We start from the raw sequence: 23,159 nt of genomic DNA, 5'->3' as shown, positions 1-23,159 counted from the left end.
GCGGCCGGGCGTTGCGCGGTGCGGACCGGCCGGCCCGGTGGTCGTCACGGATCGGCGATCGTGTGTTGTCGTCGTGTCGAGACGGCCGTCCCATGGCCCTCACTCAGAGTTCGACCAGCGCCTTGTCGATGGCACCGAGGAAATCGTCGAGGTCCTCGGGCGACCGCGATGTGATCAAGGTGTAGCCGTGGGCGCTGTCACTGACGACAGCCTCGTCGACCCAGTCCTTGGCCCCTGCGTTGCGGATATCGGTGCGCAGCGAGGGATAGGAGGTCAGGGTCTTCTCCTTGAGGACGCCGGCTTCCACCAGGGCCCAGGGCCCGTGGCAGATCGCAGCGATCGGACGGCCGAACGCCGCAAACGCTCTGATCGTCTCGACTGCTCTGTGCTGCATGCGGAGTTGGTCGGCATTGATGGTGCCGCCGGGGATCACCAGCAGCTGATAGGCGCCCGGATCCAGCCTCTTGAACGTGATCGTGGGCTCCACCACCTCCCCGGGGTCCCGGTCGCCCACCACGGTCTGGATGGGGTCGAGGGTCTTGGCGGCGATGGAGACCTCCGCGCCGTCCTCCCGCAGCCGGCGTACCGGCACCAGCAACTCGTCCTGCTCGACCCCGTAGTTGGTGACGATGACCAGTATCTGGCGGCCGTCGAGCGTCGTGTCGGACATGATGATGCGTTCTCCTCGTCCCGAAGACCGTGTGGCGTATCTCCGGCGTCGCCGTATCGCTCATTCCATGGGTCGGTGGCGTCCTCGCCGCCCTGCTGTCGAGGTCACCGGTCCATGGCCTGGCGGGCGGCTTCCGTCTCGGTGGTGGCCTCGGCCGTGGTGAGGGTGCCCTGTGCGGTCTCCAGATGCGCCCGTACGAACCAGTGGAACTGCTCCAGGTCGCGCAACTGCTCGACCAGGAGGTCCTCGGTGGCCGGGTCGATGTCCTCCACGGTCCTGATCGCGGCGCGAAGGTCTTCGATCACTCCCGTGTAGACGAGGTCGAGCGCGCCGAGGTGGGCGATCGCGTCGGCGCGCCCCACGCTGTAGTCCTTCCAGGTGCGCTCTTCGACCAGCGCGCCCGGTGTGCCGTGGGCGACGCCCCCCAGCGCAGCCATACGCTCGGCGACGTCATCGGCCATGTCGCGCACCCGGTCGACCTGCGGGTCGAGCATTTCGTGCACGGCGATGAAGTGCGGGCCCACCACGTTCCAGTGGACATGCTTGAGCGTGAGGTGGAGATCGTTGAGTGCGTGCAGGCGCTGCTGCAGCCCTTCGATGAGGGAGCGGGCGTCCTGCACCGTGAGGCCGGGGACGGTGTAGCGGGGGGTGGCCACGAAAGCCATATCAATTTCTCCCATTCTCATACCATTTGTTCACCCCGGGTACCCGCAATGGGAGGAGAAAACCGCCGCAGCACTGGCCCCTGTCGCGCTTGTGGTGTGCCGGCGGGCGCGGCTCATGCGGATCAGGCTGCGGGCCCTGCCGACTCGACGGTGCGGCTGACCTGCGCGCACGACGTCGGAGCGGTGCGTCCCGGCCCACGGGTCCTCGCCGCAGCGTCCCCGCCCGCGGCCTGCCCTCGGCGCGCCGGGCCCGAGCGGACACCGTTCGACCAGCCCGCCCGCCTTCCGCGTCGGCGAGCGGGTCCAAACCCTGCGCCGGACCTTCTGCAGAGCTGACGGGACGGGTCGCCGTTCTCTCAACGATCAGCGCCCGGGTCCCTCGGGCGTCCGCCCTATGAGTGACCGCGCCTTCTCCACCCGAACCGGCACACACTGGATCTTGAGGACAGGCTCGCAGCAGCAGCCGGGAGGCCGGCGGCCGTGAAGTCAGCCGGTGCTCGATCGTGGATCCTCATCTCCAGCCCGGGTCGTCCTGACCGCCGGTGCACACGGGCTCCGTCCACACAGCCCGGACAGCCGGACAGCCCGGCCACACTCCGGGTCAGGCACGGGGCCAGGGCCTGTGGGCGCTGAATGCGCGGATGGTGTCCGTGTCCTGCGTGCCATCGGCGATGGCCCGGGCGAGGTCGGAGAGCTTGCGGCTGTGGGCACGGGCATAGGCACGGAAGATGCTGAACGACTCGTCGATGGCCATCTGCCAGCGTTCGGCGAGGATGCCCTTGACCTGTTCGATGACGATGCGGCTGTTGAGGGCGTACTGGAGCTGGTCACGCTCGGCTTCGCTGTGCGCGAGCGTGCGCTGCTGGAGGATCGCGATGGTGGCCACGTCGGCGAGTGCCTGAGCGAGGCTGAGGTCCTGGGCGGCGAGGGGCTCCGGGTTGCGCTGGAAGAGACTGAGCGCGCCGATGACCCGTCCGCGAAGCCGAAGCGGCAGCGCGTTGGTGGCGACGAACCCGGTGTCCTGGGCGCTGCGGGCGAACTGGGGCCACCTTGTGGCCGCCTCGGGGTCGGTGAGGGTGACGCCCACGCGAGGCCGGCCGTCGCGGTAGCACTCGACGCAGGGGCCCTGGTCGTGCTGGAGGGCGAAGAGTTCCAGGAGCCGGGTGTGCTCATCGGACGCGGCCAGGACGTGAAGCCGGTCGCTCTCATCGGCGAGCAGGATGCCGACAGCGGCTACGTCCAGCAGTTCCACGCAGCGCACCGACAGGTTCTGCAGGAAGTCGATGACATCGAAGTCGTCGATCAGGGAGTCCGCCACCTCGACGAAGACTTCGGTGAGCTGCTCGTTGCGGGTTGTCATGGGATCAGTCCTCGTCTGCGTCGTCGATGACGTTCATCGGGGGCGGCTCGGGGGCAAGCCGCAGACGTCTTGCCACGATGTCCCGGGCTGTGTCGGTCAGGTTGAGACTGTTGCTGTAGGCGTGGGCGCGCAGCCTCAGCAGGGCTTCTGCCAGCGATACGGAGAGCTGGGCGCTGACCATGCCGGTCGCCTGGTGCAGGACCGCGTGATGATAGGGCAGGCTCTCCTCTTCCGGCGCCGACAGGAGCGGGAATCCAAGGTCCAGGACTCGTTTGGTCAGGACGGCCGCCAGTGCGTTGGCATCGTCGCCCTGTCCAGCTGTCAAAGGCCCGCAAGCGCTCCTGACCAGTGTCAGTACCCCCAGTGTGATGGCCCCGATCCGCAACGGGAAGCAGAAGACCGCGCCTACGGACAGAACGGACGCCTCCGTCACGAGTGCGGGCCAGCGGTCCTCCAGTACACGGGTCAGATCGGGCACGCGGACCGCGGTGCCGGCGGCCAGGCTGTCCGGGCCGGGGCCCTGGCCGAGCGTGGCCTGGAGGTCCTCGAAACCGTCCGAGATGCCGCCTGAGGACCAGAGGATCTCCGTCACTCCCGTCCCGCTGCCCGCACTGACCGAGATGCCGTCGACGCCGAGGGGCTCAGCCGCGTCCGCCACCGCGTCCGACCAGTCATTGGTCTGGAGGCGCCGCAGGATCTCCGCCATGCGGTCACTGATCATGCGGCGTCACTGGCCTGCCGGAAATCCTCGTGTGCGCGGGACGGCGTGTCTGCGGTCGGCAGGAACCCTGTTCCGGTGAGCGCCAGGAGCCGCCGCACGACCGGGGGCGGACGGTGCGGCAGCGCATCCGCCTCGGATTCGGCAAAATGCTGGGAGGCTGCGAGAAGGGCGTGCAGTCCGCCGGCGTCACGGAACCGGACGGCGCTCATTTCGACGTCGACGCCCGCCACCTTGCAGGCCCGGCACACCGACAGGGCCGCGCGCACGGCGGAGACGGTGGCCAGGTCGATCGCACCCTCCAGGAAAATGGTCGCCCGGCCGGTGCACCGGTAAAGGATCACCATACGCATGGGGCGCCTCTGCTTCCCGGCCCACACCAAAGGGCGGGCAGACTCAAGTGAGCGGCGAACTTGCCGAGAAACAGGCGATGCCACCGGCGAGGAACCTGGGCAATCGCGGGAAGGCAGTCCCTCTGCCGGAGGCCGCGCTGTCAGTCGACAGGACACGCCAGGGTCAGGGACGCACTTCTCAGCGTACCCACGGACCAGGCCGGCACACAGATGCTTCCCGGCCTCGGCTGCGTCCGCCTGCTGTCGCGTGCCCTCGATGTTCTGCGCCGAGAAGTTGACCGATCGCCTGGTCAGGATGCGGGTCATCGGAGTCCGCGCCACCGGGAGCAGGACTGCGGGTCTCTTCGAGCCATGACCCGGACGTCGGCCCCGGCCCGTCGCTGCAGACCTCGGGTCAGGTGGCGGCCGTGTGCCGGGGTGCGGCGCGGCGGTGTTCGGTGTTGATGCGCTGTGCTTCTTCGAGCTGGTCTTCGAGGACGACGATGCGGCAGGCGGCCTCGACGGGAGTGCCCTGGTCGACGAGTTCCCGGGCGCGGGCAGCGATGCGCAGCTGGTAGCGGGAGTAGCGGCGGTGTCCGCCCGCGGAGCGCAGCGGGGTGATGAGGCGGGCTTCACCGATGGCGCGCAGGAAGCCTTGTGTGGTGCCGAGCATCTCGGCGGCCCGGCCCATCGTGTAGGCGGGGTAGTCGTCGTCATCGAGACGGCCGTACGTGTCGTCTGCTGTCATCGCACCTCTTTGCGGAACGCGTGGAGGGGCCCTGGTGCCTATGGCACCAGGGCCCCGAAGGAACTGCTACACCATCTGCCGGCCCTGGTCCTGCGCCGGCCTTCTGTCACCGCACACCCGACTGAAATGCTGCCGGGGGTGCTGGGATCGCGGTTGCTTGACCGGAGACCACCTCACTATCGATGTCCTGCGGTACCCGGGTTCAACGCTTCGACCCGGGCGATCCTGATGGCGCTGCTCCTCCGTTTCTTTCCCTCTTGATCAACTACGTGCCATCGGGGGACGGCGTACTGCTGGTACTGCGCACTACTGGTGATGCGAACTGCTGGTGACCTGACCAAGCGCCACTCTTCGGCAGCCAGCCCCGTCGCCCGTCCTGCGTCTGCTCTGGCTTGGAACCCCACTGCCGAACCTCCCGGTACGCGCGCCCGCAGCCGGCGCCTTTACCGAGGTGCTGCCCACTGACTTCACTGCTGGGTCCTGCGAACTGCACTTGCGGGTACTACCTGCATCTACTGCGGTACTGCTCGCGGCGGCCCCTGATCACTGCGGGCCCCCCGGTCCGGTCGTCAGTCCCGTCGCCGTCCTGCAACCGCCCTGGCTCCGAAACTCCACCACCGCACCGTTCTGCGCACTGCAACTGCTGTACTGCTGCCCGCCAGTTCGTGTCTGCCGGGCCTTGCTGATCTCGGCTACGAGAGAAACCATAACCACACCACCACCCAATGTCTACTCTGGCCGCGATAGATTTCCGCGCGTTCGACGCCTAGGTAATCGGTCTCGAACAGAGACGGCAGGATGAGCCGTCGCCGTACGGGTCGACGGGACCCAGGACAGGGCGCACGCCGCGCCGCGGCAGGACCGGGTGGCGACGATCCTGGGACCGAGACGACCTGATGGACACGGCCGGCGTCAGCGTCGCCAACTCCTTGGAGCATCGAGAAGACCATGCGTGACCGCGGCCGCACGGCACTGACCTGGAGCCGTCCCGAAGCCTGAACGCCTCGGTTCGAGTCGCACTGCTCCCCAGAGGACGACGCGGTGGCAGTGGTTCACCGAGTGCGGGGCGGCGGAACGATAGCCGTGGCGGCCGACCGGTCGGTTCTGTTCTCCGGCTTGGCGCTCGACCTCAGCACCTGCCCTGGCCACTTTTCGTGCGGCCGACGCACGCCCACGGATCGGTTGCGGTGGAGGAGGGCGCACCGCCCCTCGGCAGCAGAACGCTCTTCAAGCGTCCTTCTGACGCCTACTCCGTCGCCTGTTCAGCAACTCAAGCCCCGATGCGGTCGGCTCAGTCGGTGAGGGCCTCGGGGAGGGTGGGGTAACAGGGGACGATCGTATCGAGGCCGACGATCTCGACGACTCGCTGGACCGATGCGGGCACGGCCGCCATGCGGATCCATCCGTCGGCGGCGTGGGCCGCGTGGTGGGCGGTGACCAGGACATTGATGCCGGTGGAGTCCATGAAGGTGACCGCGCTGAAGTCGAGCACTGCGCGCGCGGGGCCTGTGCCGATCCGAAGGGCCTGGCGCAGGAGGTCGGCGGTGTCGGCGTCGATCTCCCCGCTGAGGAGCAGGATGCGGGTGTCTGCCGTAGTGGTCTGGGTAACCGACAGGCGGGCGGACTGCTCCGCTGCATTGTTCCTGTCTGCCACGTGCCATCGCCCTTCTATGATCTTCACGGTGTGCCGGTGTCCTCGAAGTGAAGGTCAACAGCGAGCACATCGTACGGGCGCTGCCTCCCGTGCAGTTGTCTTCCGAGTGGTTGCCCTCTCGGGGGGCGGGCGGCCGGTAGCGTGCCGGGGCGGCGCGTGCGCGGCGCCTGGAGGGGTACCGCGGCGGGGACACGGAAAGGGGCACTGTGGACGGATCCTCAGGAGACGGTGACGGCGGGCTGTGCGATGCCCTGCCGTTGGAGGCCGCGCTCGCCCTCGACGGTGAAGGCTCTCGCATCGCTCAGGCCCGCCATCTCGCTGTCGCGTTCCTGGGGAAGGTCAAGGACTGCCTGGGCATCCCGGTGGCCACCGCCACGGTGGAGATCGTCCAGCTCATCGTCAGCGAGCTGGTCACCAACGCCCGCAAATACGCGCCCGGTCCGGCCCTGCTGCAGCTGCGGGTCGTCGCCGGTCCTGTGCTGCAGGTCGAACTCTGGGACAGCAACCCCGTCGCTCCGGTCGCCAAGGCCCTCGATCCGCGGCGTATCGGCCAGCACGGCCTGGAGATCGTCACCGCCCTCGCCCGTACCGTCACCGTCGAGCAGACCCCGGTCGGCAAGCGCATCATCGCCGCCGTCCCCCTCGACGGGGCCGCTGCGTAGGTCGCCGGCCAGGAAGAGCCGCTCAAGCGCGGGCGTGCCGCGTGAGCTGCCGTTCCAGCTCGATGCGGATGTCGTCGCGCAGCTTCTCGGTCGGAGGCCACTCGACGATGCTTTCCGCAACCTCGCGCAGCTTGATGTTCGTATGCTGCGAGACCTCCTTGAGGACCTGCCATCCCTGCTCCGGTGCCAGCCGTCCCAGAGCAATCACGACCCCGATGGCCTGGTCGACCACGGCATGCGAGTGCACCGCCTCCTGGAGCTGATCGTTCTCCTCCTGCAACTCCCCCAGACGTTGCTGAACCTGATGCCCCGTCGGCCCATCCGGCCCATCCGGCACGACGGGGCCCGACCCGTCGACGTCGACCTTCACTGCACCTCCATACCTACCCCCGCGGGGTCACCTATCGCGCTATCCCTGCCCAGACCATGTGCAAATACCCGCACGCAGGTACTCGGAGATCATCGGCGGTGGATCATGGCGGGGCGATAGGGGCGCGGCAGGGCCGGTGCATGATCGGGCACTTGGACAAGGTGGAGGAGCCGCGCAAGGAGTGGAGCTGCGGATGGAGTTCGCCGCGCTCCCACCCCGAGTGCGGTCATCGCCATCCTGTGCCCGTCACGGGCTGGGACGCGAGGGCGGGGGCGGGGCGGCCAGAAGGGAGCGGGCGGTGGTGAGAGCGTCGGTGATCTCGCGCTCGCCGGTGGACACGCACAGGGTGTAGGCGAGGTCGCGCAGGCGTTGGCTGGGAACTGTCGCTGCGGTGGACGTCTCCTGCTCAAGGAGGCTTTCGTACTCCGTGAGGAGCCGTTGCAATGTGGCGGGGAGTGGCATCAGCATCAGCACGTCTCCTCGGCTCCGGGATCCTTCGTGAACAGCGTGCGCAGCGGGGCGGGCCGGGCTGCCGCCGGGGTCATGTGGCGGTGCGCTCGTCGCCAGGGTGATCCAGCGCTTCGTTGCGTACTTGAGCACAGCTGCGGGCGAGGAGCCGGCACACGTGCATCTGGGAGAGGCCGAGCCTCTGCGCTATCCGGGCTTGCGTCATGTCCTCGAAGAAGCGCAGGTAGAGGATGGTCCGCTCGCGTTCGGGCAGCCTGCGCAGGCCTTTTTTGACCGCTTCGCGGTCGATGGCGAGCTGATAGGAAGGGTCGATGCTTCCCAGGGTGTCGACGAGACTGAAGCCGTCGGCGGTAGTGAGTTCGGCGTCCAGGGAGAGGGAACTGTAGCTCTCGAGTGCCTCCAGGCCCGCAGCGACCTCCTCGAGGGTGAGGTCCGTGCGAGCGGCGACCTCCAAGGCCGTGGGCTCGGCGCTGCCGGGTCGCTGGATGAGTTCGCGGCGCGCCAGACGTACCTGGTTGCGCAGCGTCTGCACCCGGCGGGGCACGTGCACTGCCCACAATCGGTCCCGGAAATGCCGTCTCACCTCGCCGGTGATGGTCGGTACGGCGTAGCTTTCGAAGGCGCCCCGACCGGGGTCGAAGTGGTCAATGGCCTTGACCAGCCCGAGCGCGGCCACCTGGCGGAGGTCGTCGATGTCCTCGCCACGGTTGCGGAAGCGGCCGGCGATCCGGTACGCCATGGGCAGCCACACGTCCACCAGGTCGGCTCGTACGGCCTCCCGCTCCGGCCCGTCGTCCAGGTCCACCAGCCGGGCGAAGAGCGCGGCCGCACCGGCAGGGGGCGGGGTGTGCCGCCGTGCGGCACCGGCGGCCCCGCCAGGGGGCGGGGCTGTGTCCCGGGGGTGGGCGCGGCAGGTCATCGTGTCGGAAACCATGGGGCGTCGCTCCTGAACGGTGAGCTCAGGCTCGCGTCGGCACTGCTTGGGTACCGGCCCGAGCAAAGGCCAGGGGTTCGCCGCGCGGTGGTGCCTGGCCAGCCGAAGGAAGCTGCAGCAAGCGGGGCGATCCCCGCGGAGCGTGCGCCTCCGATCCGAAGCACGAATCTCCAAGTGCCCCAGGGCGCTCCTCGCAAACACTGCGGCCGGCTTCCCGCACCGTGCGCCCTATGCCGATTGGGCTGCGGTGCGGAGGGCAGACGGGGCCGTCCAGTGCGCCCAGGCGCCTCCTTCTCCGTCGGGACGACCCGCCGTTGCGCACGGGTGTCGCTCTCGGGTCACGAACCGGGCAGCCGGTGGGACGACGTGACGGCCGTCCGTCCGCGGACTTCGGCGGGGGACACAGTTCGCTGCAGGAACAATCCGCTCTGCATACGCCCTTCCATATGGACGCCGGCAGGCCCGGGTGACGCTGAGGGAAGCAGGGCTTCCCGCTCGTCAGAGGCGAACAGCGGCACTGTCCACGATGTCGGCGTCCATGTTGGTCTGCATCATCTTCAATGCCGCTTCAGCCAGATCGGCGTGAATGTGGGCGACGGCGTCCTTGGGCACGGTTACCCGCAGGTGGCGAATGTGGGCGTCGAGCGCGGAGTACAGCACGCACTGCTCGGTGACCTGCCCGCACAGGACGATGCGGCTCACCTGGAGTTGATTCAGCAGATAGCCCAGCGGCGTCTCGTAGAAGATCGAGTGCCGCGCCTTGACGACGAACAGGGAATCGTCGTCGGGGCGGATCGGTTCGACCAGATCGGACCGCGGCCCGGCCAGCGCCGTCTCGAGGATCTCGCCGTGGTGCGAGCGCCACCGCCCGAAGTTGTCGTTGACGTAGATGACCGGGACCTGGACTTCCCGGGCGCGCTCGATGAGGCGCTTCATCGGCGGGACCGCCTTCTCCGCCGAGGGGAGCAGCAGCTCCGCATCGGCATGGTCATATGCGGTGATCATGTCGATCACGATGACGGCGCTCTGCCCGTGTCCCATGCCCTCATGATCCTGCTGTCCCGCTCTGCCCGCAGATTCCGGCCATCAGCCCACCGCGCACGACGGCCCACGTGGGAGCGAGAAGCGTTCTGATCTCGTCCGACCAATCTGCGGCCCGGATGAAGGTGAGAGGGCTCGGATCGGCGGCACTGGTGGGCGTGCGGGACTTCCGCGACATGCGGACTTCGGTCTCGGCGGAGGAACTGGAGCAGTTCGAGACCGACACTCAGTCCGGGTCGTACTCGCGCGGGCGTCGCCGGGCCGACGAACGGCCCCAGCCGCGGGGGCGTCGGTCCCCTGGAACCAGGGCGGAGGTGGTTCGCTCCAGGTGACGGCGGACAACGAACAGCCAAAGCCGGCGCCGCGGCTCGAAGCGGGAGTGCCCGGCGGCACGCCACCGGGCGCCCGCGAGGCCGCCTACCGCCGGTCGTCCCAGATCTCGCGTGCCCGGGCCGGTGGCACGCTCCGGGCTGCGCTGCGGGGCTGCCTGCCCTCAGGCTTTCGGTCGCGTGTCCTCAGGCTTCCGCGTCGAGCAGTTGACCGATCACCTGGTCCAGATGGAGATGGTCTGGCTCCGCCCCTCTGGGCACGAGTCTGCACGTCTCTTCGAGCCATGCCTTGAGGGTCGGCCTCTCGATCTCCACCATGGCAGTTCCTGACAGGTCGTCGCCCAGTCGTATGCGGACGAAGTCCGCTCCCCGTCCTCGGGCGACCGGCCAGACGGCGACGTCGCCCCAACCGTCATGCTGGCGAAGGCCCTTGATCAGCTGTTCGCGCGAAAGGTCCCACGCCACCAGTGCTTCGGGGGCATGCAGCGCCAGTACCACGCTGAAAGGTTGTTCCGCCGAGTAGTGCGCCGTCATCCCCATGGAGATCTCGGGTTCATCGTTCACGACGACGGTTGCTTGGTGAAGGAGGAACGAGAAGGGAAGCGGATCCTTCTGGCTCAATGTGATCGAGATATTTGGCTGCAAGTGAGACTTCCCAGGAAGAGGACGGGACTCGCCTGGACGGTCGTCCGGCGCAGCCGTTGAGGTGTCCGACTTGCCAGGAGACCCGTTCCGACCATGCGCCGGAATGTCTCGAGCGCGCCGCACGGCTACCCCGGACGGCGGATGTGAAACAGGCGAGCCTGCCGCGGCAACGGAGTCGTGTCGGTCTCTGAGCGCCTTGGCCGAAACACCCACAACGCCCCGGCCGAGGCTCGGCAGGAGGGCCGATCGGTGGCGGCTGGCGTTGTGAGCCGGGTCTGCTGCTCCTGCACGACGCACCGGCCACGGTTGCCCTTGAAGGAACGGGTTGCGGCAGGCCTGCTGCAGGTGAGGCCGGGCATCGTGCTGCTGCGATGAGGGCGGATATCGACCCTTGAAGTGCGCGCCGGCCGGCAGTCGCGAGAACCGGCGGTGCATGGCCGCACCGAGGTGGGGAACTCGGGACGGGCGCGATTCCGTCGCCGGCGGTGTGCTGGAGAGGCGTCCAGATACCGAATGTCTTCCAAGAGCCGAGATTCATCGCCCGGGCGAGACGCCACGCCGCCGCCCAGAGCGTGCGGGCATGCAAGGGAGTCACAGCGTGAACACGGAGAATGCAGGCAGCACGTACGACAGTGCGGCCGTTATGCAGTGGTTGCTGGAGACAGATTCCCTGGAGGACTTCCTCCAGTCTCTTGCGGACGCAGCTCTGAAGCTGACGCAGGCTGCGGGCGTCGGCGTGACGATCGAGCGTGATCACCGGCCGCTGACCGTCGTCAGTGCCGGGTCGGCTGCCCTTCCGCTGGATGAGAAGCAGTACGGCCAGGACGACGGACCGTGCCTGCAGTCCGCCCGCACCGGCAAAGAGATCGTGGTCGACGACATGCTCGGCGAGACGGCCTGGGGCGACTATCCCGCGTATGCGGCCGCCAGCGGGATCCGTTCCTCCCTGTCGTTGCCCATCGCCGACCTCATCGGCCCCGTGGGTGCTCTCAACTGCTACACCGGGCCGCCCCGCGCCTTCCACGGTGCTGATCTGACGGTACTGCGGTCGCTGGCCGCGCAGGCCGGCAGCGCCATCATGCTGGCCGAACGTCTCGCGGACACCCGGCAGTTCGCCGAGCAGATGCGCACCGCGATGCAGTCCCGCGCTGTCATCGACCAGGCCCTGGGGATGGTCATGGCCCAGCGACGCTGCACCGCCGACGTCGCCTTCGGCATCCTGCGCTCCGCCTCACAGCACCGCAATATCAAGCTCCGTGAGCTGTGCGCCCAGATGATCACCAGTCTGACGGGCCAGCCGCCAGCCGCACCCGAACTGCCCTCCCGCCCATGAAGGGGAACCGCGAGCCCGCAACCACGGCTGCGACGATGCCGACCCCTCTCACGAAGCTCGCGGCGGTCCCTCTCGGTGAACGGCCACGCAACCAAAGTCCTGCCATCTGAGCGGACTTCGGCCGCTGTGCGTGAGGCCTGCGCCGCCGGGCCCGCCCTCCATGCAGCGGCGTGCAACCGGGCGAAAGGGGCCCCGCCCGCTCGGTGCCCCTTGGGCGCGTGGTGCCGGCGAGGCCGCCTCTCGCATTCAGGTGGGTGCCGCGGCAGGCAGGACGGATGACACATTTCTACGGGTATCAGTCGATTCACTTGCAGATGGTGCGTGTAGGGCAGGGCTCAGGAGGCTACTCGGTCACCGGAGGTTCGGAAGAGAGCCCCGGGGTTCCTCAGGGCTCACGGCCCCGGGGAACCGCATCGTTCGGCGTGCCGGCCGCTACGCGGCGAGTGCCTCGCATACCGCCGCGTACCGGCCGGCGCGCCGGCAAAGCCCCGCAAGGGCAAAGGGAGACATCCAACCGTCGACCTCCGAGGATGGGGCACTCCGGCGGACTCCCCGCCGTCCCACGGACCCCCATCCCCTCACTGCGCACTCCGGGTTCTGGTCGCACTCGTGCTTTCCCGGACCGGTGCGGCGGCGCCGCTCCAGATCTTCAAGGACTGCCTCGCGCCGCAGAAGCAGCCGGTACCCAGCGCGGTAGCAGGGGGCGGGCCCGTACGGACCTGCCCCCTGCCCCGAGACAGGGCACCGCAAGACCAGAGGCAGTACAGCGCCCCTCCTGCCTCCGCGGCCCCCGCCCAGTCACCGACCACCACGCCGGAACGCGCTGTGCCGACCGCCTCACCTGCCCCAACCGGTCAGTGAGCGACGTCAGCGCTTGTGCAGGTTCTGGATGCCGAGCGCCTTGCGTACGGCTCCGCGGACCTGCTGGGCGGGGCGCTGCTGCTCGCCGTGAAGTGCGTTGAGGACGACGAGGCCGGCGGTCAGCGCGGGTACCACCCACTGCATGAGGGCGAGCTGCTTCTGCGCGTCCTGCTGGCTCAGCGGGGCTTCCTCCGCGGTTTCCCGGTCCTCCTCCTTCTGCGACGTGGCGAGGTCGACCTTCTTGCCCAACGCCCGCGTGTAGGCGGTGGCGACGAGCGCCGCGCTCGTCAGGGCCGTCTTGGCGGCGGTGGAGCCGGCAACGCCCTTCTGGTCGCGGACACGGCCGCGGTTCGCGACGAGAAGGCCCGTACCGCCGAGCAGGTGGGCGCCGACAGCAACCACTCCCACCGGCGCCCACTTCGCCCAGCCCGCGGACGCGATGCGTGTGGTGCCGACGTCGGTGACGCCCTCCTTCTCGGCGGCTCCGTTGAGGCCGACGGCACCCATCAGTGCCCCACCGAACCATGCGGCCAGACCGAGGTCGTGCGTGCTGCGCAGGAGCGTGTTGCGTTCCGTCATGATGATCCTTTGCCTGGGTGGGCACGGTGTCAGCCGTCGCACCGTGCATGTGTCGATGTCGGATGTCCGGAGCAGTCGGGCCCGGCCCGTCGATGTGGCGTGGCGGATACCCGCCGCAGTCGCCAGAGTTGACCGGCGGCGGGCGTCGCCGACGGCGGCAGCGGACCCATCAGGGATCTTGGTGAGGCGGGCGCCACGTAACATCGAAGAGGCCTCGCCCCAGCGCTGAGCCGGCCGTGTCGAATACGGCCGTGCTGCAACGCCCCGCCGGAACTGGCCGCTGTTGTCTCAACGGTCAGCGCCCCGGTCCTTCGGGCATCTGCCCTATGAGTGACCGCACTCTCCCCGCCCAAACCGGCACACGCCGGATCCCGGGGACAGCCTCATGGGCTGTGGCCGCGCCTGCCCGGTCCCTCCCGGCCAGTTGGCGGCCCGGTGACGGTGACCGCGTTCAACGGCAACGCTTCGAGAGGTTCCGGACGTCCTGGGACGGAGCGAGCGCGTCCGAGGCAGACCTGCCGGACATCTGCAGCGGTGCCAGGTCACCTCCACTCCGAAACGGAGGCGGTGCTCTGCGCCGCGCGATCCTCTTGCCGTCCCTCTCCTGCTGCGCCCTCACCCGGTGTCTCGAGCGGCGAACCGCCGGTGGCCTGCGCGCTTGGTGTTTTGAATCCTTCCCCTTGTTGCTCAACGCCATGAGCCGGGGTACCCGCCACCCATGGCGAAATTCAGTCTTTCGGGACAAAAAGATCGAAAGAGTGACCAGGGTGAGCTGAGCCCGGAAGAGGTCGGTCCCGGCCCCGAGGTGGAACGGCGGGCGCCGGACGCACCGACGAAGCTGCCCAGGCGGGCGTGGGGCAAGGTGCTCAGCGGGAGTCTGCGTGAGTTCAAGAAGGACGAGCTGACCGACCGGGCGGCGGCACTGACGTACTACGGCATCCTCGCCCTGTTCCCGGCGCTGCTGGTGCTGGTCTCCCTGCTGGGCATCACCGGCAGGTCGACCACGGACAAGGTTCTGGACAATCTCCAGCAGCTCGCCCCCGGCCCCGCGCGTGACATCATCACCCGCGCCGTGGAGCAGTTGCAGGGCAACGCCGGCATCGGCTCCCTGGTGGCCGTGGTGGCCCTGGTGGTGGCACTGTGGTCGGCCTCCGGCTACGTCGCGGCGTTCATCCGCGCCGCGAACGCCGTCTACGACATGCCCGAGGGCCGCCCGGTGTGGAAGATCCTGCCGGTGCGCCTCGGTGTCACGGTCGTCCTCATGGTCCTGGCCGTGATCAGTGCGCTGATCGTGGTCTTCACCGGCGGCATCGCCCGCGAGGCGGGCACGGCGCTCGGGATCGGTGACACCGCGCTGACGGTGTGGTCCATCGCCAAGTGGCCCGTCCTGGTCCTGCTGGTCACCGTGATGATCGCGCTCCTGTACTGGGCCACCCCGAACGCGAAGGTCAAAGGCTTCAAGTGGATCACTCCGGGCAGTTTCCTGGCCCTGGCGATCTGGATGCTCGCCTCCGCCGGATTCGCGTTCTACGTGGCCAACTTCGGCTCGTACAACAAGACCTACGGCGCGATGGCCGGCGTCGTCGTCTTCCTGGTGTGGCTGTGGATCAGCAATCTGGCCATCCTCCTGGGGCTGGAGTTCGACGCGGAGGCCCTACGCCAACGGGCGATCGCCGGAGGGATGCCGCCGCAGACCGAGCCCTACACCCAGCCGCGCGACACCCGGAAGTGGGACGAGGAGGACCGACGGCGCCTGGACGAGCAAGGGCCGGCGCAGTGATGCCCGACGGCAGGCAGAAACAGCGAAGTGTGCCGCGCGCGCTTGCGGACACTCAGGGGTCATGAGACTCGTGTCGGGGGTTCGCACAGCGGATCGGCAGCTGACGCAGCAGGCGGCCGCCCGCATTCCGGTGACCGTCGGACGGCTGCTGTCCGCCGTGGAGGAGAAGGCCGAGGGCACCAAACTGTGGTGCGGCACGGCGGCGGTGATGACCACGTTCGGCGGGCGGCGCGGGCGGACGGCCGCAGCCTCGGGGCTTGCGGCCCTCACTGTCGCCCAGCTGGTCGCCAACGGTGTGTGCAAGCAACTCGTGGACCGTCGCCGCCCGCCCAAGGAGTGGATCGACCACGATGAGGTCGAGGAGCGGCCCGACTCCTCCTCGTTCCCCTCCGGACACACCGCGGCCGCCATCGCCTTCACCGCCGCCACCGCTCCCGCCTGGCCGCTGGTCGGCGCGCTGTGCGCGGTACCGGCCGCCCTGGTGGCCGTCGAGCGCGTGCAGTCGGGAGCCCACTACCCCACCGATGTCGCAGCCGGCGCGCTGATCGGCCTCGGGGCCGCCTGGTGCGCCCGGCGCCTTCCCCGTCTGCTGCCACATCGCACGTAGCGACCCCACACCGACCCCGTGGTGCCACCGCTGTTCACGGCAGAGCGTTCTGCTTCTGAACGGCTCCGTGCGGGGTACTCGCCACCCGTCGGACAGCCGGGGCACCTCGACGCGACGACCCGACTGACAGGAACCACACAGCAGGAGGTGATCGCGTGTCGAGTACACAACAGCAGGGCCTCACGTCGGGCAACGACGGGCACAGGGGGCACGAGCCGGTGGGCGAACTGGTCCAGCAGGCCTCGCAGCAGCTGACCGAGCTGGTGCGCGGCGAGCTGAAACTGGCGCAGGCGGAGATGAAGGAGAAGGGCAGGCGCTACGGCAAGAGCGGAGGCCTGTTCGGCGGTGCGTCACTGGTCGGCTTCCTGATGCTTCAGGCACTCGTGGCCACGGTGATCGCGGCCTTGGCCCTGGTACTGCCGGTATGGGCCGCGGCCCTCATCGTGACCGCGGTTCTCGGCGTCATGGCCGCGGTCCTGGCCCTCAGCGGCAAGAAGCAGGCCGGTAAGGCCGCCCCCGTGACGCCCGAGAGCACGATCGAGAACGTGAAGGCCGACGTGGCCGAAATCAAGAGGAGTGCACACCGATGACCCAGCAGCCCGCCGACCAGCAGAGCGCGCCCAGCCCCGACCAGCTCCGTGAACAGGTCGAACAGACCCGCCGCGACCTCGGGCAGACGGTCGAGGCCCTCGCGGCCAAGACCGACGTCAAGGCCCGCGCCCAACACAGGGCCGGCGAACTGAAGGAGCAGGTTGCCGTCAAGGCCGGCGAGTTGAAGGAGCAGGCCGCGAAGACCACCTCCCAGGTCCAGGACAAGCTGCCCGATCCGGTCAAGGACGCGGCCGCCCGGGCGGCGGGGCAGATCCGCACCACGTCGGCTCAGGCCGGACGGATGTGGGAGGAGAAGGCACCCGAACCCCTGCGGCAGAAGACGACCCGGTCCGCGCAGCTGGCCCGGGAAAACCGCACCTGGCTGCTGGTCGCCGCGGGCATCACCGTGGTGTGGTTGGCCCGCCGCCGCAAGAAGAGCTGAGCCGACGAAGCATCATCAGCAGTCGCGTACGGGCCGGTCGGACGCGTCGGCACGGCCGCCGTTCCCGTCCGCGCCCGGGGCGAGGTGGTCCTGGTCGCCGCACTTCACGGCGCCATCCACACCACAGCCACCGCGGCCACGGCCACGGCCACGGCCGCCGGCATCGTCTCCACCCGTCGGTTGATCGGAACCTGGTCCGGCTGACAAAAGCGTGGGGCAGACCGACCTGCGGGCCGGTCTGCCCCACGCTCCTGTACTTCCAGCGGACCTGATCAGTGCTTGGGATGTGGGCGGGACGCCGCACCGTCCGCGAAAGAGTGCGGCGGCAGGACACCGCCGTGGCCGACCGCCATCAGCGGCAGGACACGGCGTGCCGGAGACCGGACCGTTCAGCCTCGCCGGCCCTCGTCGTCGTCCTCGTAGTCGGTTTCGATGCGCTCCTTGCGCACGGTGCCCGTGACGGTTTCCTCCTCGATCACCTCATCGGTGACCAGGCGTACGCGCTCGACCGGTTCCACCCTGGTCTCCACGACGGGCCGCTCCGCGTGCAGGATGACCTCGTGCTCTTCCTCCGAGATCTCGGGGCCGGACAACGCGTCGTCGATGTTCGCGTCGGTGATGGGCTCGCGCACCACGCGGACCTCTTCGTGGCGTACGGGAATCGTCTGCTGCTGCTCTTCGGTGACCACGTACTTCCGCAGCCGGGCCCGGCCGACCGTCTGGCGCTCCGCTCCGACGTGCATCTCTTCTTCGGAGCGCGTCATCGCATCATCACCGGGCTGCCCGGCGCGCATCGTGCCCATCCCAGCGGCGGCTGCCTCGGGGTCCGTGCTGGCCCAGCCGCCCTGCTCGGGATCGTTGGCCTGCTGCCAGGCCTCGTCCCAGGCAATGCCGTAGTGCTCGTACAGGCGGTGCTCCTCGTCCGGGGACAGGTGTCCGCCGTCGGCATCGACATTGGGAGCGTCACTGATGCGGTCCTTGGTAACGGATACCTCGAGGTGGTCCTCGACCATGTGCGCGTCTCTCATGGGGACAAAGGATTCGTTGGTGCCGAACAGCCCTGTCTTGACGGTGACCCACTCGGGCCGGCCGGTCGCATCGTCGTAGAAAACATGCTTCGCGTCGCCGACTTTGTTCCCCTCCGCGTCGTGGACCGGGTGATCCAGCACAGTCGGGATCTGCTCTCGGGTGATCATCTCTACACTCCTGCTCCCTGTTGAGGTCACAGCACGAGTTACCGACCAAATCACCTGGAAACATTGCAACATTCACTTTCCTTTAAAAAACGGACAGTTCAAGGTCGCGGAGACGGCATCCGACCACTACGGCACAAGCAGTCCGGGGCAGAGGTCACCACCCGGCCCCGCCGACCCGAACCCCGCCGGACAGCGCATCGCCGCCGACATCGTCCTCACCACCGCCGCCGCACAGCTGAACCAGGCTTCTCCCCCACCGCTCACGATGCCTTCGTTCACACAATGCGGAGCGTCACGTCCCGTCCCGCCACTTCGACCTCAACCGCCGGCAGCGTCGACGACTCCGTTGTGGGCGTGGAAGCACTTCGCGCCCGCCGGCGCCCTGGGGATACACATCCGGCGCAGCAGGGCGCGGGTGAGGCGGTTGTCGAGCGTGGTGCGCCAGGCGACGTCCGGATACCGGGATCGCAGATGGGACAGGGCCCGGGTGCCCAGCCCGCTGTCGCGGAACGGTTCGTCCAGCACGACGTCAGTGATCACACCCTCGGCGCACGTGTCGCACGCCCGGTAGGTCACCCGCCCGACCACCTTGCGGATGTGCACCAGCAGGAGACACTCCTCGCCCGCGCCTCTCGGCGAGGACGACCACTGCAGCTCGATGCCGCGGTAGGCCAACAGCCTGCGATGCCAGCGGCCCCGCCGCCGTCCGATGCGCCGATGCCTTCCTGCCCCGTGCCGTGAGGCGGCATCCCGAAACCCGGCTCGAACGGGGGCACGGTCTTTGGCGTATGCCTGATCTGCCTGCATGGCCAACGCGGGTGCCCCCTCACCACGAACACATGTCACACAGCGCCGGCATCACTCCATGGGCGTACGACTCGCACACGGGACCCAACGTGTGAGGAGTACCTGCCTGCCTGAAGTTGAACTGGTCCTTGCATTCCGAGTCGGCAATCAGTCGGCCGATCTGGGGGCCGGCAGTTCAGCGGTGCCGTGCGTCCAGTGATCAGGGAGGCCGACAGCAGACAGGAAGGTCGAGATCTGAGCTCGCGCGTGCTCAGCGCCGCTCTGGTAGTCGCCGCCTCGACCTTCCGCGTCGCTCTCCGGCGCAAGGGCCTGCGCCGGCCCGGCAGTTCCCATCGTGGCCATCCGGTCCACCTCTCTTGAACGGAGCGGTTCAAGCTTGCCGTTCACCGGCCCGGAATGTGCTGCATCGAGCGGCGTGTCGTCCTTCAGCAGCCGACCGCCACGCCGAACTGCGCTGCGTCGACGAGGCCGCCCTGCGGCGGCACATCGCGCGTTCCCGCTCCACGCTCGGCCGGGTGCACGGGTCACTGCTGCGTGCCGTCCGTGCTGTTGTGCTTGCCGGTCCCGGTCCGGTCACCGCGGTGTCGGCTGCAGCGGATTGGAAGTCGGCTCGGTGTGGCGTGGTTCGCGGCGGCAGGAAGGCCGATCCGGCCGCGAGGCCTCGAAGCAGGGCGAGGACGGCCGCGAGCACGTAGGGCCCACTCGGAGGCTCGTGTACACCCACCTACTCGACGCCGCGACGAAGACCTACGGTTGGTCCGGTTGGCGATCAGCAGTCCGGCGAAGACGGCCGGGTGGACGGCTTGGCCCGGGGCTCCCGTCGCGATTCGTCCTGCGGATTTGCCTACCCGTTCCATCCGCGCGGGGTGAGCGGAAGTTCAGGAAGGCTGCGCAACAGCTCCCTGACTTCCGTCATAGACGCACCGACTCGAGTCTCGAAGTCTCGTTCATCGCCGGTTTCCAAGGCTTCACTCATCAGCGATACGACCAGGAAGAACTCGGCACGGGTCATGCAGACATCTACTTCCGCGCCTCTGTCGACCACATCCATTACGGCTCCCTTGCGAAGTTTTGCGTGAGTTCTCGTACCGTGACCAGCCCGACGGCGAACAGTGCCGTCGCGAAGGTCCCGAGCGCCACGACGGCGCGGCGTACACCCTGGTCCGGGTACCAGGAGGAGCTCATACGACGAGGATCTCTCCGTCAGCGCCTTCCGGTGTGCCTGCACAGGCAATCATGGCGGCTCTCTGACGCCGGGCGCCCGCGGTTCGGTCTGGCTGCACGGGTCGTCCTGTCGCGGGCCGGCGGCGTGACGGCAATCCCACCAGCACCGCTGCGGGGTGATCCGGGGCTGGGGCCCGCAGATATCCAGTTGGGCACTTGGCCGAGGAATGACAAGGTGAGGCTCATGCTGTCGCCCACCGTCGATGAACTCCTCCGGGAGCTGCACGCATCGCTCACACTGCGCAAGCGCCCGGAGGATGTGGCCCGACTCATCCAGGATCTGTACGCGGCACAGGGCACCGAACTCGACGAGGCGACTGAGGCAGCACTCGCCAAGGCCGCTGAGCACTCGCTGCGCAACCTTTGGCACGGCTACACCTCCATGCGGGAGGAGTTCGCCCGGCCGGTCGGCGCGCAGCGCCAACTCGCACGTGTGGCAGGCCTGTTCACGGATGTGCCGGAGCTGCCGGGCGGCGCCGGAGACGATCCGGACCAGATCGAGGCAGTGATCCGGCGTGCAGGCGAGTCGATAGGCCGCGTGTACGGCCAGAACGACTTCGGCGTTGACCGTCTCGACCGGGCCGAGCGGACTGACGCCGGCCTCGGCGAGGTCTCCAAGCGCCAGTACAACAAGCGCTTCCGTCTCCTGTGCCGCATGGAGGCCAAACTGGCGCGGCTGATCCATGAGCAACGCCGTCGCGAGGTGACGATGACCGGCAAGGGAGCACTCGCGCACGTACTGCCGTACGGTCTCTTCGCCGCGGATCCGGACACGGCGGCCTTCATCGCGTACATCACGGCGCGGGGCTACATGCGCAGCGTCTTCACGAACGGCCGCCAGCGCCAGGCCTACGACGAGGTCGCCGAGGCACTGTTCCAGCGCCTGCGCGCGCAGCCCGAGCGGACCTGCTGGTCCGCGGTCGCGCATGTGCATCCCACGTCGGAGGTGCTGGCCGCAGTCTCCGACGAGGATCTCTCTCGACTGCTGGTCCGGTGGAACGGCTTCCTGCGCCAGGTCGCGGACCTGTTGGAGGACGCCTGGAACCGGCATCCGCTGGAGCGCGAAACCATGATCGTGCGTCGCGGCGACGACTCATCGACGTGGAACCAAGCCGCGCAAGCGTGGAACACGGCCCGCGCGCACTGGTTCGCGCTTCTGTCCGAACTGGGCCAGGAGAAGATTCTGGACCGGGTCTGCCCGGGCAAGGTCCCTCGCCTGATGGCTGCCGATGTGGCGTATTGGCACCGCATGAGCGGCGGCGGCCTGCACCCCGACACCTACATCTGGGCAGAGTTGCCGTTGCCCTGGCAGGTACTCCGGGGCGAGGAGGAATGTCCTCGCTCGCTGGTCGAGGCAGTCTGCGCTCGGCATCGGAGGGATCCCGTCGCCAGCGCCTGGACCGCCCCCAGGCCGATGGTTGAGGCTGTCGCCTTCCGCCGGACGCCCGAGCTCGTACACGGTGTTGCCGTTGCGGACCCTCTCATGGCCAGTGCCCTGCGGTCGGCAGGAGTGTTCTCCGGCAACGGCAAGCGCGCAGCGGCGAGCGAGTGGCTGTGACTGCCTGCCACAGGGCCTTGGGGAAATCGGTTGCCCAAAACGGCAGCCCCGGCCATGATCGACGTGGCGACGAGGAAGCTCTGCGGAGGAGCGCCCGGCTCTGATCCCGGGTGGACGTAGGTTCGAATCCTGCCCTCGTCGCCACTCCACTTGCCACGGCTCGCTGCGGGCCGCCTCCTTGTCCGGCGGTCCCGGCACGGGAGGTACTGGCACCCGATCGGTGGGTGCCGGCCGGGCGGGTCAGTGCCGGCTGGTTCGCCGTCGTCGGTTGGTCCGGTTGGCGATCAGCAGTCCGGCGAAGACGGCGGCCATGACGGCCGGGTAGACGGCTTGGCCCGGGGCCCCTGTCGCAATTCGTCCTACCAGCAGCGCCACGCTGAGGCACAGCAGAGCCCAGCACATCCAGGAGACCCAGCGGGCTCCTGGACGCGTCCATGCCGGTACGTCGTGCCGTGCGGGTGTTCGGGTCACAGGTTCGCCTCCGCAGTCCCTGTGCCCGCATTGCTCGTGGCCACGCCGCCCGCGCGAAGTCTGCGGCGCGGAGCGTTGGGAACCCCCGGTCGCGACCGTGGATCGTCCCGGATGAGCTCCGGAGGCTCATCGAGCGGCCGGCACCGGGTCGACAGGCGGGCACGACCAGCCGGTCCGGGGCCGGCCCCACCCGCCGTCTGGGCGCGTCGACGGGGCAGGCCGTGCGGGTGAAGGGGGTGGTGCCGGCGGGTGACCGGGGCGCCGGCCGTGTGGCCCCCGGGCGGGTTCGGGCTACGGAACCTGGGCCGAATGTGTCGATCGAGGGGCTGGCCCGACCATGTTCAAGACCGCGCTGCGGATCGCTTCCGCCGCATCTCTTGTCGTCACTTCGCTGACGTTCGCCTCGTCCGCGAGTGCTGCGACGGACCCGTTCCCCGGGACCCCGGAGCAGATCCGTGACACCGGCCCGTGCGGCCCGACCGGGGGCTACCGGTCGTCGGAGTGGGCGCAGACGACGACGGACCGCTCCCTGCGGCGGCAGGTCGACCTGGCGTCGGTACGCGAGGGCTGGTACTGGCGCCACGACGTGAACACGCTGTGGCGGGGCGACACCCGGCCGGACCCCCAGGCGATCTTCCGCAGCGGTTTCACGCCGCTGGGCACGGACCTCACCCCGCTGTCGAAGTGGATCATCGGTGGCGGCGGGCAGAACTCCGCGCACGTGAGCACGACATGCGACCGCTGGGTGGCGCAGGGCTTCGCCACCGGCGGCGGCAAGGACGGCTGGGTGTACGCGATCCAGGCCCCGGGCGGGATCGACGTGAACGCCACCGCGCGGATGACCGGCATCCAGTCGCAGTACCTGTGGAACAAGGAGATCGACTTCCCCGGCGGGGTACAGGGCCGGTACATCCAGGGTGCGTGCCAGTACCACTGGGCTGGCCAGGACCCGCAGACGAACGTGAACATCTACGAGAACCTGGGCTGCGTCACGAACAGGGACTTCCGCCCGGCCGGCACCCGCACCGCCGAGGAACAGCTGGTGCCCTCCCCCTGACGGCCGAGCACCGGATGAACGCACCCCGGGCCCGGTTCACGGACCCGGGGGCGGGCC

The 23,159-nt window shown here is 68.8% G+C and carries 25 protein-coding genes and 1 tRNA gene; 9 read left to right on the top strand and 17 right to left on the bottom strand.

What is annotated here, in order from left to right:
* Positions 1-103 precede the first annotated feature (103 nt).
* The 7 genes from IE265_RS27490 to IE265_RS27460 form a co-directional block, all read right to left on the bottom strand.
* Positions 104-670 carry a DJ-1/PfpI family protein gene (locus IE265_RS27490; RefSeq protein ID WP_190038387.1) on the bottom strand — a complete coding sequence of 189 codons (567 nt, stop codon included), beginning with the start codon at positions 668-670 and terminating at the stop codon, positions 104-106.
* A 104-nt stretch (positions 671-774) separates the two neighbouring features.
* On the bottom strand, positions 775-1,335 hold the full coding sequence (gene dps / locus IE265_RS27485) for a DNA starvation/stationary phase protection protein Dps (protein ID WP_190038463.1): 561 nt from the start codon (positions 1,333-1,335) through the stop codon (positions 775-777).
* Positions 1,336-1,936: 601 nt separating this feature from the next.
* Positions 1,937-2,695 (bottom strand): GAF and ANTAR domain-containing protein, encoded by a 759-nt coding sequence (locus IE265_RS27480; RefSeq protein ID WP_190038386.1) that lies wholly within the window; start codon positions 2,693-2,695, stop codon positions 1,937-1,939.
* 4 nt (positions 2,696-2,699) lie between these two features.
* Entirely contained in the window at positions 2,700-3,416 is a 717-nt protein-coding gene (locus tag IE265_RS27475; RefSeq protein WP_190038385.1) for an ANTAR domain-containing protein, read from the bottom strand.
* Entirely contained in the window at positions 3,413-3,766 is a 354-nt protein-coding gene (locus IE265_RS27470; RefSeq protein ID WP_190038384.1) for an STAS domain-containing protein, read from the bottom strand. Before IE265_RS27470 ends, IE265_RS27475 begins: the two co-directional genes overlap by 4 nt.
* Positions 3,767-4,160: 394 nt before the next feature.
* Positions 4,161-4,493, bottom strand: a complete 333-nt coding sequence (locus tag IE265_RS27465) for a helix-turn-helix domain-containing protein (protein WP_190038383.1) — start codon at positions 4,491-4,493, stop codon at positions 4,161-4,163.
* 1,291 nt (positions 4,494-5,784) lie between these two features.
* A complete protein-coding gene (locus IE265_RS27460) occupies positions 5,785-6,147 on the bottom strand; it encodes an STAS domain-containing protein (RefSeq protein WP_229916598.1) in 363 nt (120 codons plus the stop codon).
* Positions 6,148-6,353: 206 nt separating this feature from the next.
* Between IE265_RS27460 and IE265_RS27455 the strand changes: the two genes are divergently transcribed.
* Entirely contained in the window at positions 6,354-6,809 is a 456-nt protein-coding gene (locus tag IE265_RS27455) for an ATP-binding protein (protein WP_229916595.1), read from the top strand.
* A 22-nt stretch (positions 6,810-6,831) separates the two neighbouring features.
* Here the strand turns inward: IE265_RS27455 and IE265_RS27450 are convergent, their stop codons facing one another.
* The 5 genes from IE265_RS27450 to IE265_RS27430 all read right to left on the bottom strand — a co-directional run bounded on the left by IE265_RS27450 (position 6,832) and on the right by IE265_RS27430 (position 10,572).
* Positions 6,832-7,146 carry an ANTAR domain-containing protein gene (locus IE265_RS27450; RefSeq protein ID WP_229916633.1) on the bottom strand — a complete coding sequence of 105 codons (315 nt, stop codon included), beginning with the start codon at positions 7,144-7,146 and terminating at the stop codon, positions 6,832-6,834.
* A 279-nt stretch (positions 7,147-7,425) separates the two neighbouring features.
* The gene (locus tag IE265_RS27445) at positions 7,426-7,647 is read right to left on the bottom strand and encodes a DUF5133 domain-containing protein (protein WP_190038382.1); all 222 of its coding nucleotides are present in this window, start codon (positions 7,645-7,647) and stop codon (positions 7,426-7,428) included.
* A 73-nt stretch (positions 7,648-7,720) separates the two neighbouring features.
* Positions 7,721-8,581 carry a SigB/SigF/SigG family RNA polymerase sigma factor gene (locus IE265_RS27440; RefSeq protein WP_190038381.1) on the bottom strand — a complete coding sequence of 287 codons (861 nt, stop codon included), beginning with the start codon at positions 8,579-8,581 and terminating at the stop codon, positions 7,721-7,723.
* A gap of 498 nt (positions 8,582-9,079) precedes the next feature.
* Positions 9,080-9,622: a cysteine hydrolase family protein gene (locus tag IE265_RS27435; RefSeq protein WP_190038380.1), complete on the bottom strand. Its 543-nt coding sequence runs from the start codon at positions 9,620-9,622 to the stop codon at positions 9,080-9,082.
* A gap of 515 nt (positions 9,623-10,137) precedes the next feature.
* Positions 10,138-10,572 (bottom strand): SsgA family sporulation/cell division regulator, encoded by a 435-nt coding sequence (locus IE265_RS27430; protein ID WP_190038379.1) that lies wholly within the window; start codon positions 10,570-10,572, stop codon positions 10,138-10,140.
* Positions 10,573-11,239: 667 nt separating this feature from the next.
* Between IE265_RS27430 and IE265_RS27425 the strand changes: the two genes are divergently transcribed.
* A complete protein-coding gene (locus IE265_RS27425) occupies positions 11,240-11,929 on the top strand; it encodes a GAF and ANTAR domain-containing protein (protein ID WP_229916631.1) in 690 nt (229 codons plus the stop codon).
* Positions 11,930-12,796: 867 nt separating this feature from the next.
* Here IE265_RS27425 and IE265_RS27420 read toward each other — a convergent pair.
* Positions 12,797-13,369: a hypothetical protein gene (locus IE265_RS27420; protein WP_190038377.1), complete on the bottom strand. Its 573-nt coding sequence runs from the start codon at positions 13,367-13,369 to the stop codon at positions 12,797-12,799.
* Between the two features lie 718 nt (positions 13,370-14,087).
* Here IE265_RS27420 and IE265_RS27415 point away from each other — a divergent pair.
* The 4 genes from IE265_RS27415 to IE265_RS27400 all read left to right on the top strand — a co-directional run bounded on the left by IE265_RS27415 (position 14,088) and on the right by IE265_RS27400 (position 16,789).
* Entirely contained in the window at positions 14,088-15,149 is a 1,062-nt protein-coding gene (locus tag IE265_RS27415) for a YihY/virulence factor BrkB family protein (RefSeq protein ID WP_190038376.1), read from the top strand.
* A gap of 61 nt (positions 15,150-15,210) precedes the next feature.
* Positions 15,211-15,756: a phosphatase PAP2 family protein gene (locus tag IE265_RS27410; RefSeq protein ID WP_190038375.1), complete on the top strand. Its 546-nt coding sequence runs from the start codon at positions 15,211-15,213 to the stop codon at positions 15,754-15,756.
* A 218-nt stretch (positions 15,757-15,974) separates the two neighbouring features.
* Positions 15,975-16,346, top strand: coding sequence for a phage holin family protein (locus tag IE265_RS27405; protein WP_190038459.1), 372 nt, complete (start codon positions 15,975-15,977; stop codon positions 16,344-16,346).
* The gene (locus IE265_RS27400) at positions 16,343-16,789 is read left to right on the top strand and encodes a DUF3618 domain-containing protein (RefSeq protein WP_190038374.1); all 447 of its coding nucleotides are present in this window, start codon (positions 16,343-16,345) and stop codon (positions 16,787-16,789) included. The genes IE265_RS27405 and IE265_RS27400 overlap by 4 nt, the downstream gene beginning before the upstream one ends.
* A 389-nt stretch (positions 16,790-17,178) precedes the next feature.
* Here IE265_RS27400 and IE265_RS27395 read toward each other — a convergent pair whose 3' ends face one another.
* The 4 genes from IE265_RS27395 to IE265_RS39010 all read right to left on the bottom strand — a co-directional run bounded on the left by IE265_RS27395 (position 17,179) and on the right by IE265_RS39010 (position 19,977).
* Entirely contained in the window at positions 17,179-17,985 is an 807-nt protein-coding gene (locus IE265_RS27395) for a PRC and DUF2382 domain-containing protein (RefSeq protein ID WP_190038373.1), read from the bottom strand.
* Positions 17,986-18,303: 318 nt separating this feature from the next.
* The gene (locus tag IE265_RS27390; RefSeq protein ID WP_229916592.1) at positions 18,304-18,660 is read right to left on the bottom strand and encodes a GNAT family N-acetyltransferase; all 357 of its coding nucleotides are present in this window, start codon (positions 18,658-18,660) and stop codon (positions 18,304-18,306) included.
* A gap of 976 nt (positions 18,661-19,636) precedes the next feature.
* A complete protein-coding gene (locus tag IE265_RS27380; protein ID WP_190038371.1) occupies positions 19,637-19,843 on the bottom strand; it encodes a hypothetical protein in 207 nt (68 codons plus the stop codon).
* Positions 19,843-19,977 carry a hypothetical protein gene (locus IE265_RS39010; RefSeq protein ID WP_268255846.1) on the bottom strand — a complete coding sequence of 45 codons (135 nt, stop codon included), beginning with the start codon at positions 19,975-19,977 and terminating at the stop codon, positions 19,843-19,845. Before IE265_RS39010 ends, IE265_RS27380 begins: the two co-directional genes overlap by 1 nt.
* Before the next feature lie 223 nt (positions 19,978-20,200).
* Between IE265_RS39010 and IE265_RS27375 the strand changes: the two genes are divergently transcribed.
* From IE265_RS27375 to IE265_RS27365, 3 genes are all read left to right on the top strand, one after another.
* Complete coding sequence (locus IE265_RS27375; RefSeq protein WP_190038370.1) at positions 20,201-21,574, top strand: hypothetical protein; 1,374 nt, start codon at positions 20,201-20,203, stop codon at positions 21,572-21,574.
* Between the two features lie 68 nt (positions 21,575-21,642).
* Positions 21,643-21,718 (top strand) — tRNA-Gln (locus IE265_RS27370).
* 664 nt (positions 21,719-22,382) lie between these two features.
* Positions 22,383-23,102, top strand: a complete 720-nt coding sequence (locus IE265_RS27365) for a scabin-related ADP-ribosyltransferase (RefSeq protein WP_190038369.1) — start codon at positions 22,383-22,385, stop codon at positions 23,100-23,102.
* Positions 23,103-23,159: the final 57 nt, after the last annotated feature.

The organism is Streptomyces fructofermentans (assembly GCF_014651055.1).
Taxonomy (GTDB): Bacteria; Actinomycetota; Actinomycetes; order Streptomycetales; family Streptomycetaceae; genus Streptomyces; species Streptomyces fructofermentans.
This window is presented reverse-complemented; position numbering and strand designations above follow the sequence as displayed.

Bases quoted from the DNA above. Each gene is read 5' to 3' on its own strand.
- IE265_RS27435 (WP_190038380.1), bottom strand. From the start codon at position 9,622: ATGGGACACGGGCAGAGCGCCGTCATCGTGATCGACATGATCACCGCA.
- IE265_RS27395 (WP_190038373.1), bottom strand. From the start codon at position 17,985: ATGATCACCCGAGAGCAGATCCCGACTGTGCTGGATCACCCGGTCCAC.
- IE265_RS27420 (WP_190038377.1), bottom strand. From the start codon at position 13,369: ATGACGGAACGCAACACGCTCCTGCGCAGCACGCACGACCTCGGTCTG.
- IE265_RS27375 (WP_190038370.1), top strand. From the start codon at position 20,201: ATGCTGTCGCCCACCGTCGATGAACTCCTCCGGGAGCTGCACGCATCG.
- IE265_RS27380 (WP_190038371.1), bottom strand. From the start codon at position 19,843: ATGGATGTGGTCGACAGAGGCGCGGAAGTAGATGTCTGCATGACCCGT.
- IE265_RS27490 (WP_190038387.1), bottom strand. From the start codon at position 670: ATGTCCGACACGACGCTCGACGGCCGCCAGATACTGGTCATCGTCACC.
- IE265_RS27470 (WP_190038384.1), bottom strand. From the start codon at position 3,766: ATGCGTATGGTGATCCTTTACCGGTGCACCGGCCGGGCGACCATTTTC.
- dps (WP_190038463.1), bottom strand. From the start codon at position 1,335: ATGGCTTTCGTGGCCACCCCCCGCTACACCGTCCCCGGCCTCACGGTG.
- IE265_RS27445 (WP_190038382.1), bottom strand. From the start codon at position 7,647: ATGCTGATGCCACTCCCCGCCACATTGCAACGGCTCCTCACGGAGTAC.
- IE265_RS27480 (WP_190038386.1), bottom strand. From the start codon at position 2,695: ATGACAACCCGCAACGAGCAGCTCACCGAAGTCTTCGTCGAGGTGGCG.
- IE265_RS27365 (WP_190038369.1), top strand. From the start codon at position 22,383: ATGTTCAAGACCGCGCTGCGGATCGCTTCCGCCGCATCTCTTGTCGTC.
- IE265_RS27400 (WP_190038374.1), top strand. From the start codon at position 16,343: ATGACCCAGCAGCCCGCCGACCAGCAGAGCGCGCCCAGCCCCGACCAG.
- IE265_RS27425 (WP_229916631.1), top strand. From the start codon at position 11,240: ATGCAGTGGTTGCTGGAGACAGATTCCCTGGAGGACTTCCTCCAGTCT.
- IE265_RS39010 (WP_268255846.1), bottom strand. From the start codon at position 19,977: ATGAGCTCCTCCTGGTACCCGGACCAGGGTGTACGCCGCGCCGTCGTG.
- IE265_RS27440 (WP_190038381.1), bottom strand. From the start codon at position 8,581: ATGGTTTCCGACACGATGACCTGCCGCGCCCACCCCCGGGACACAGCC.
- IE265_RS27465 (WP_190038383.1), bottom strand. From the start codon at position 4,493: ATGACAGCAGACGACACGTACGGCCGTCTCGATGACGACGACTACCCC.
- IE265_RS27410 (WP_190038375.1), top strand. From the start codon at position 15,211: ATGAGACTCGTGTCGGGGGTTCGCACAGCGGATCGGCAGCTGACGCAG.
- IE265_RS27475 (WP_190038385.1), bottom strand. From the start codon at position 3,416: ATGATCAGTGACCGCATGGCGGAGATCCTGCGGCGCCTCCAGACCAAT.
- IE265_RS27415 (WP_190038376.1), top strand. From the start codon at position 14,088: ATGGCGAAATTCAGTCTTTCGGGACAAAAAGATCGAAAGAGTGACCAG.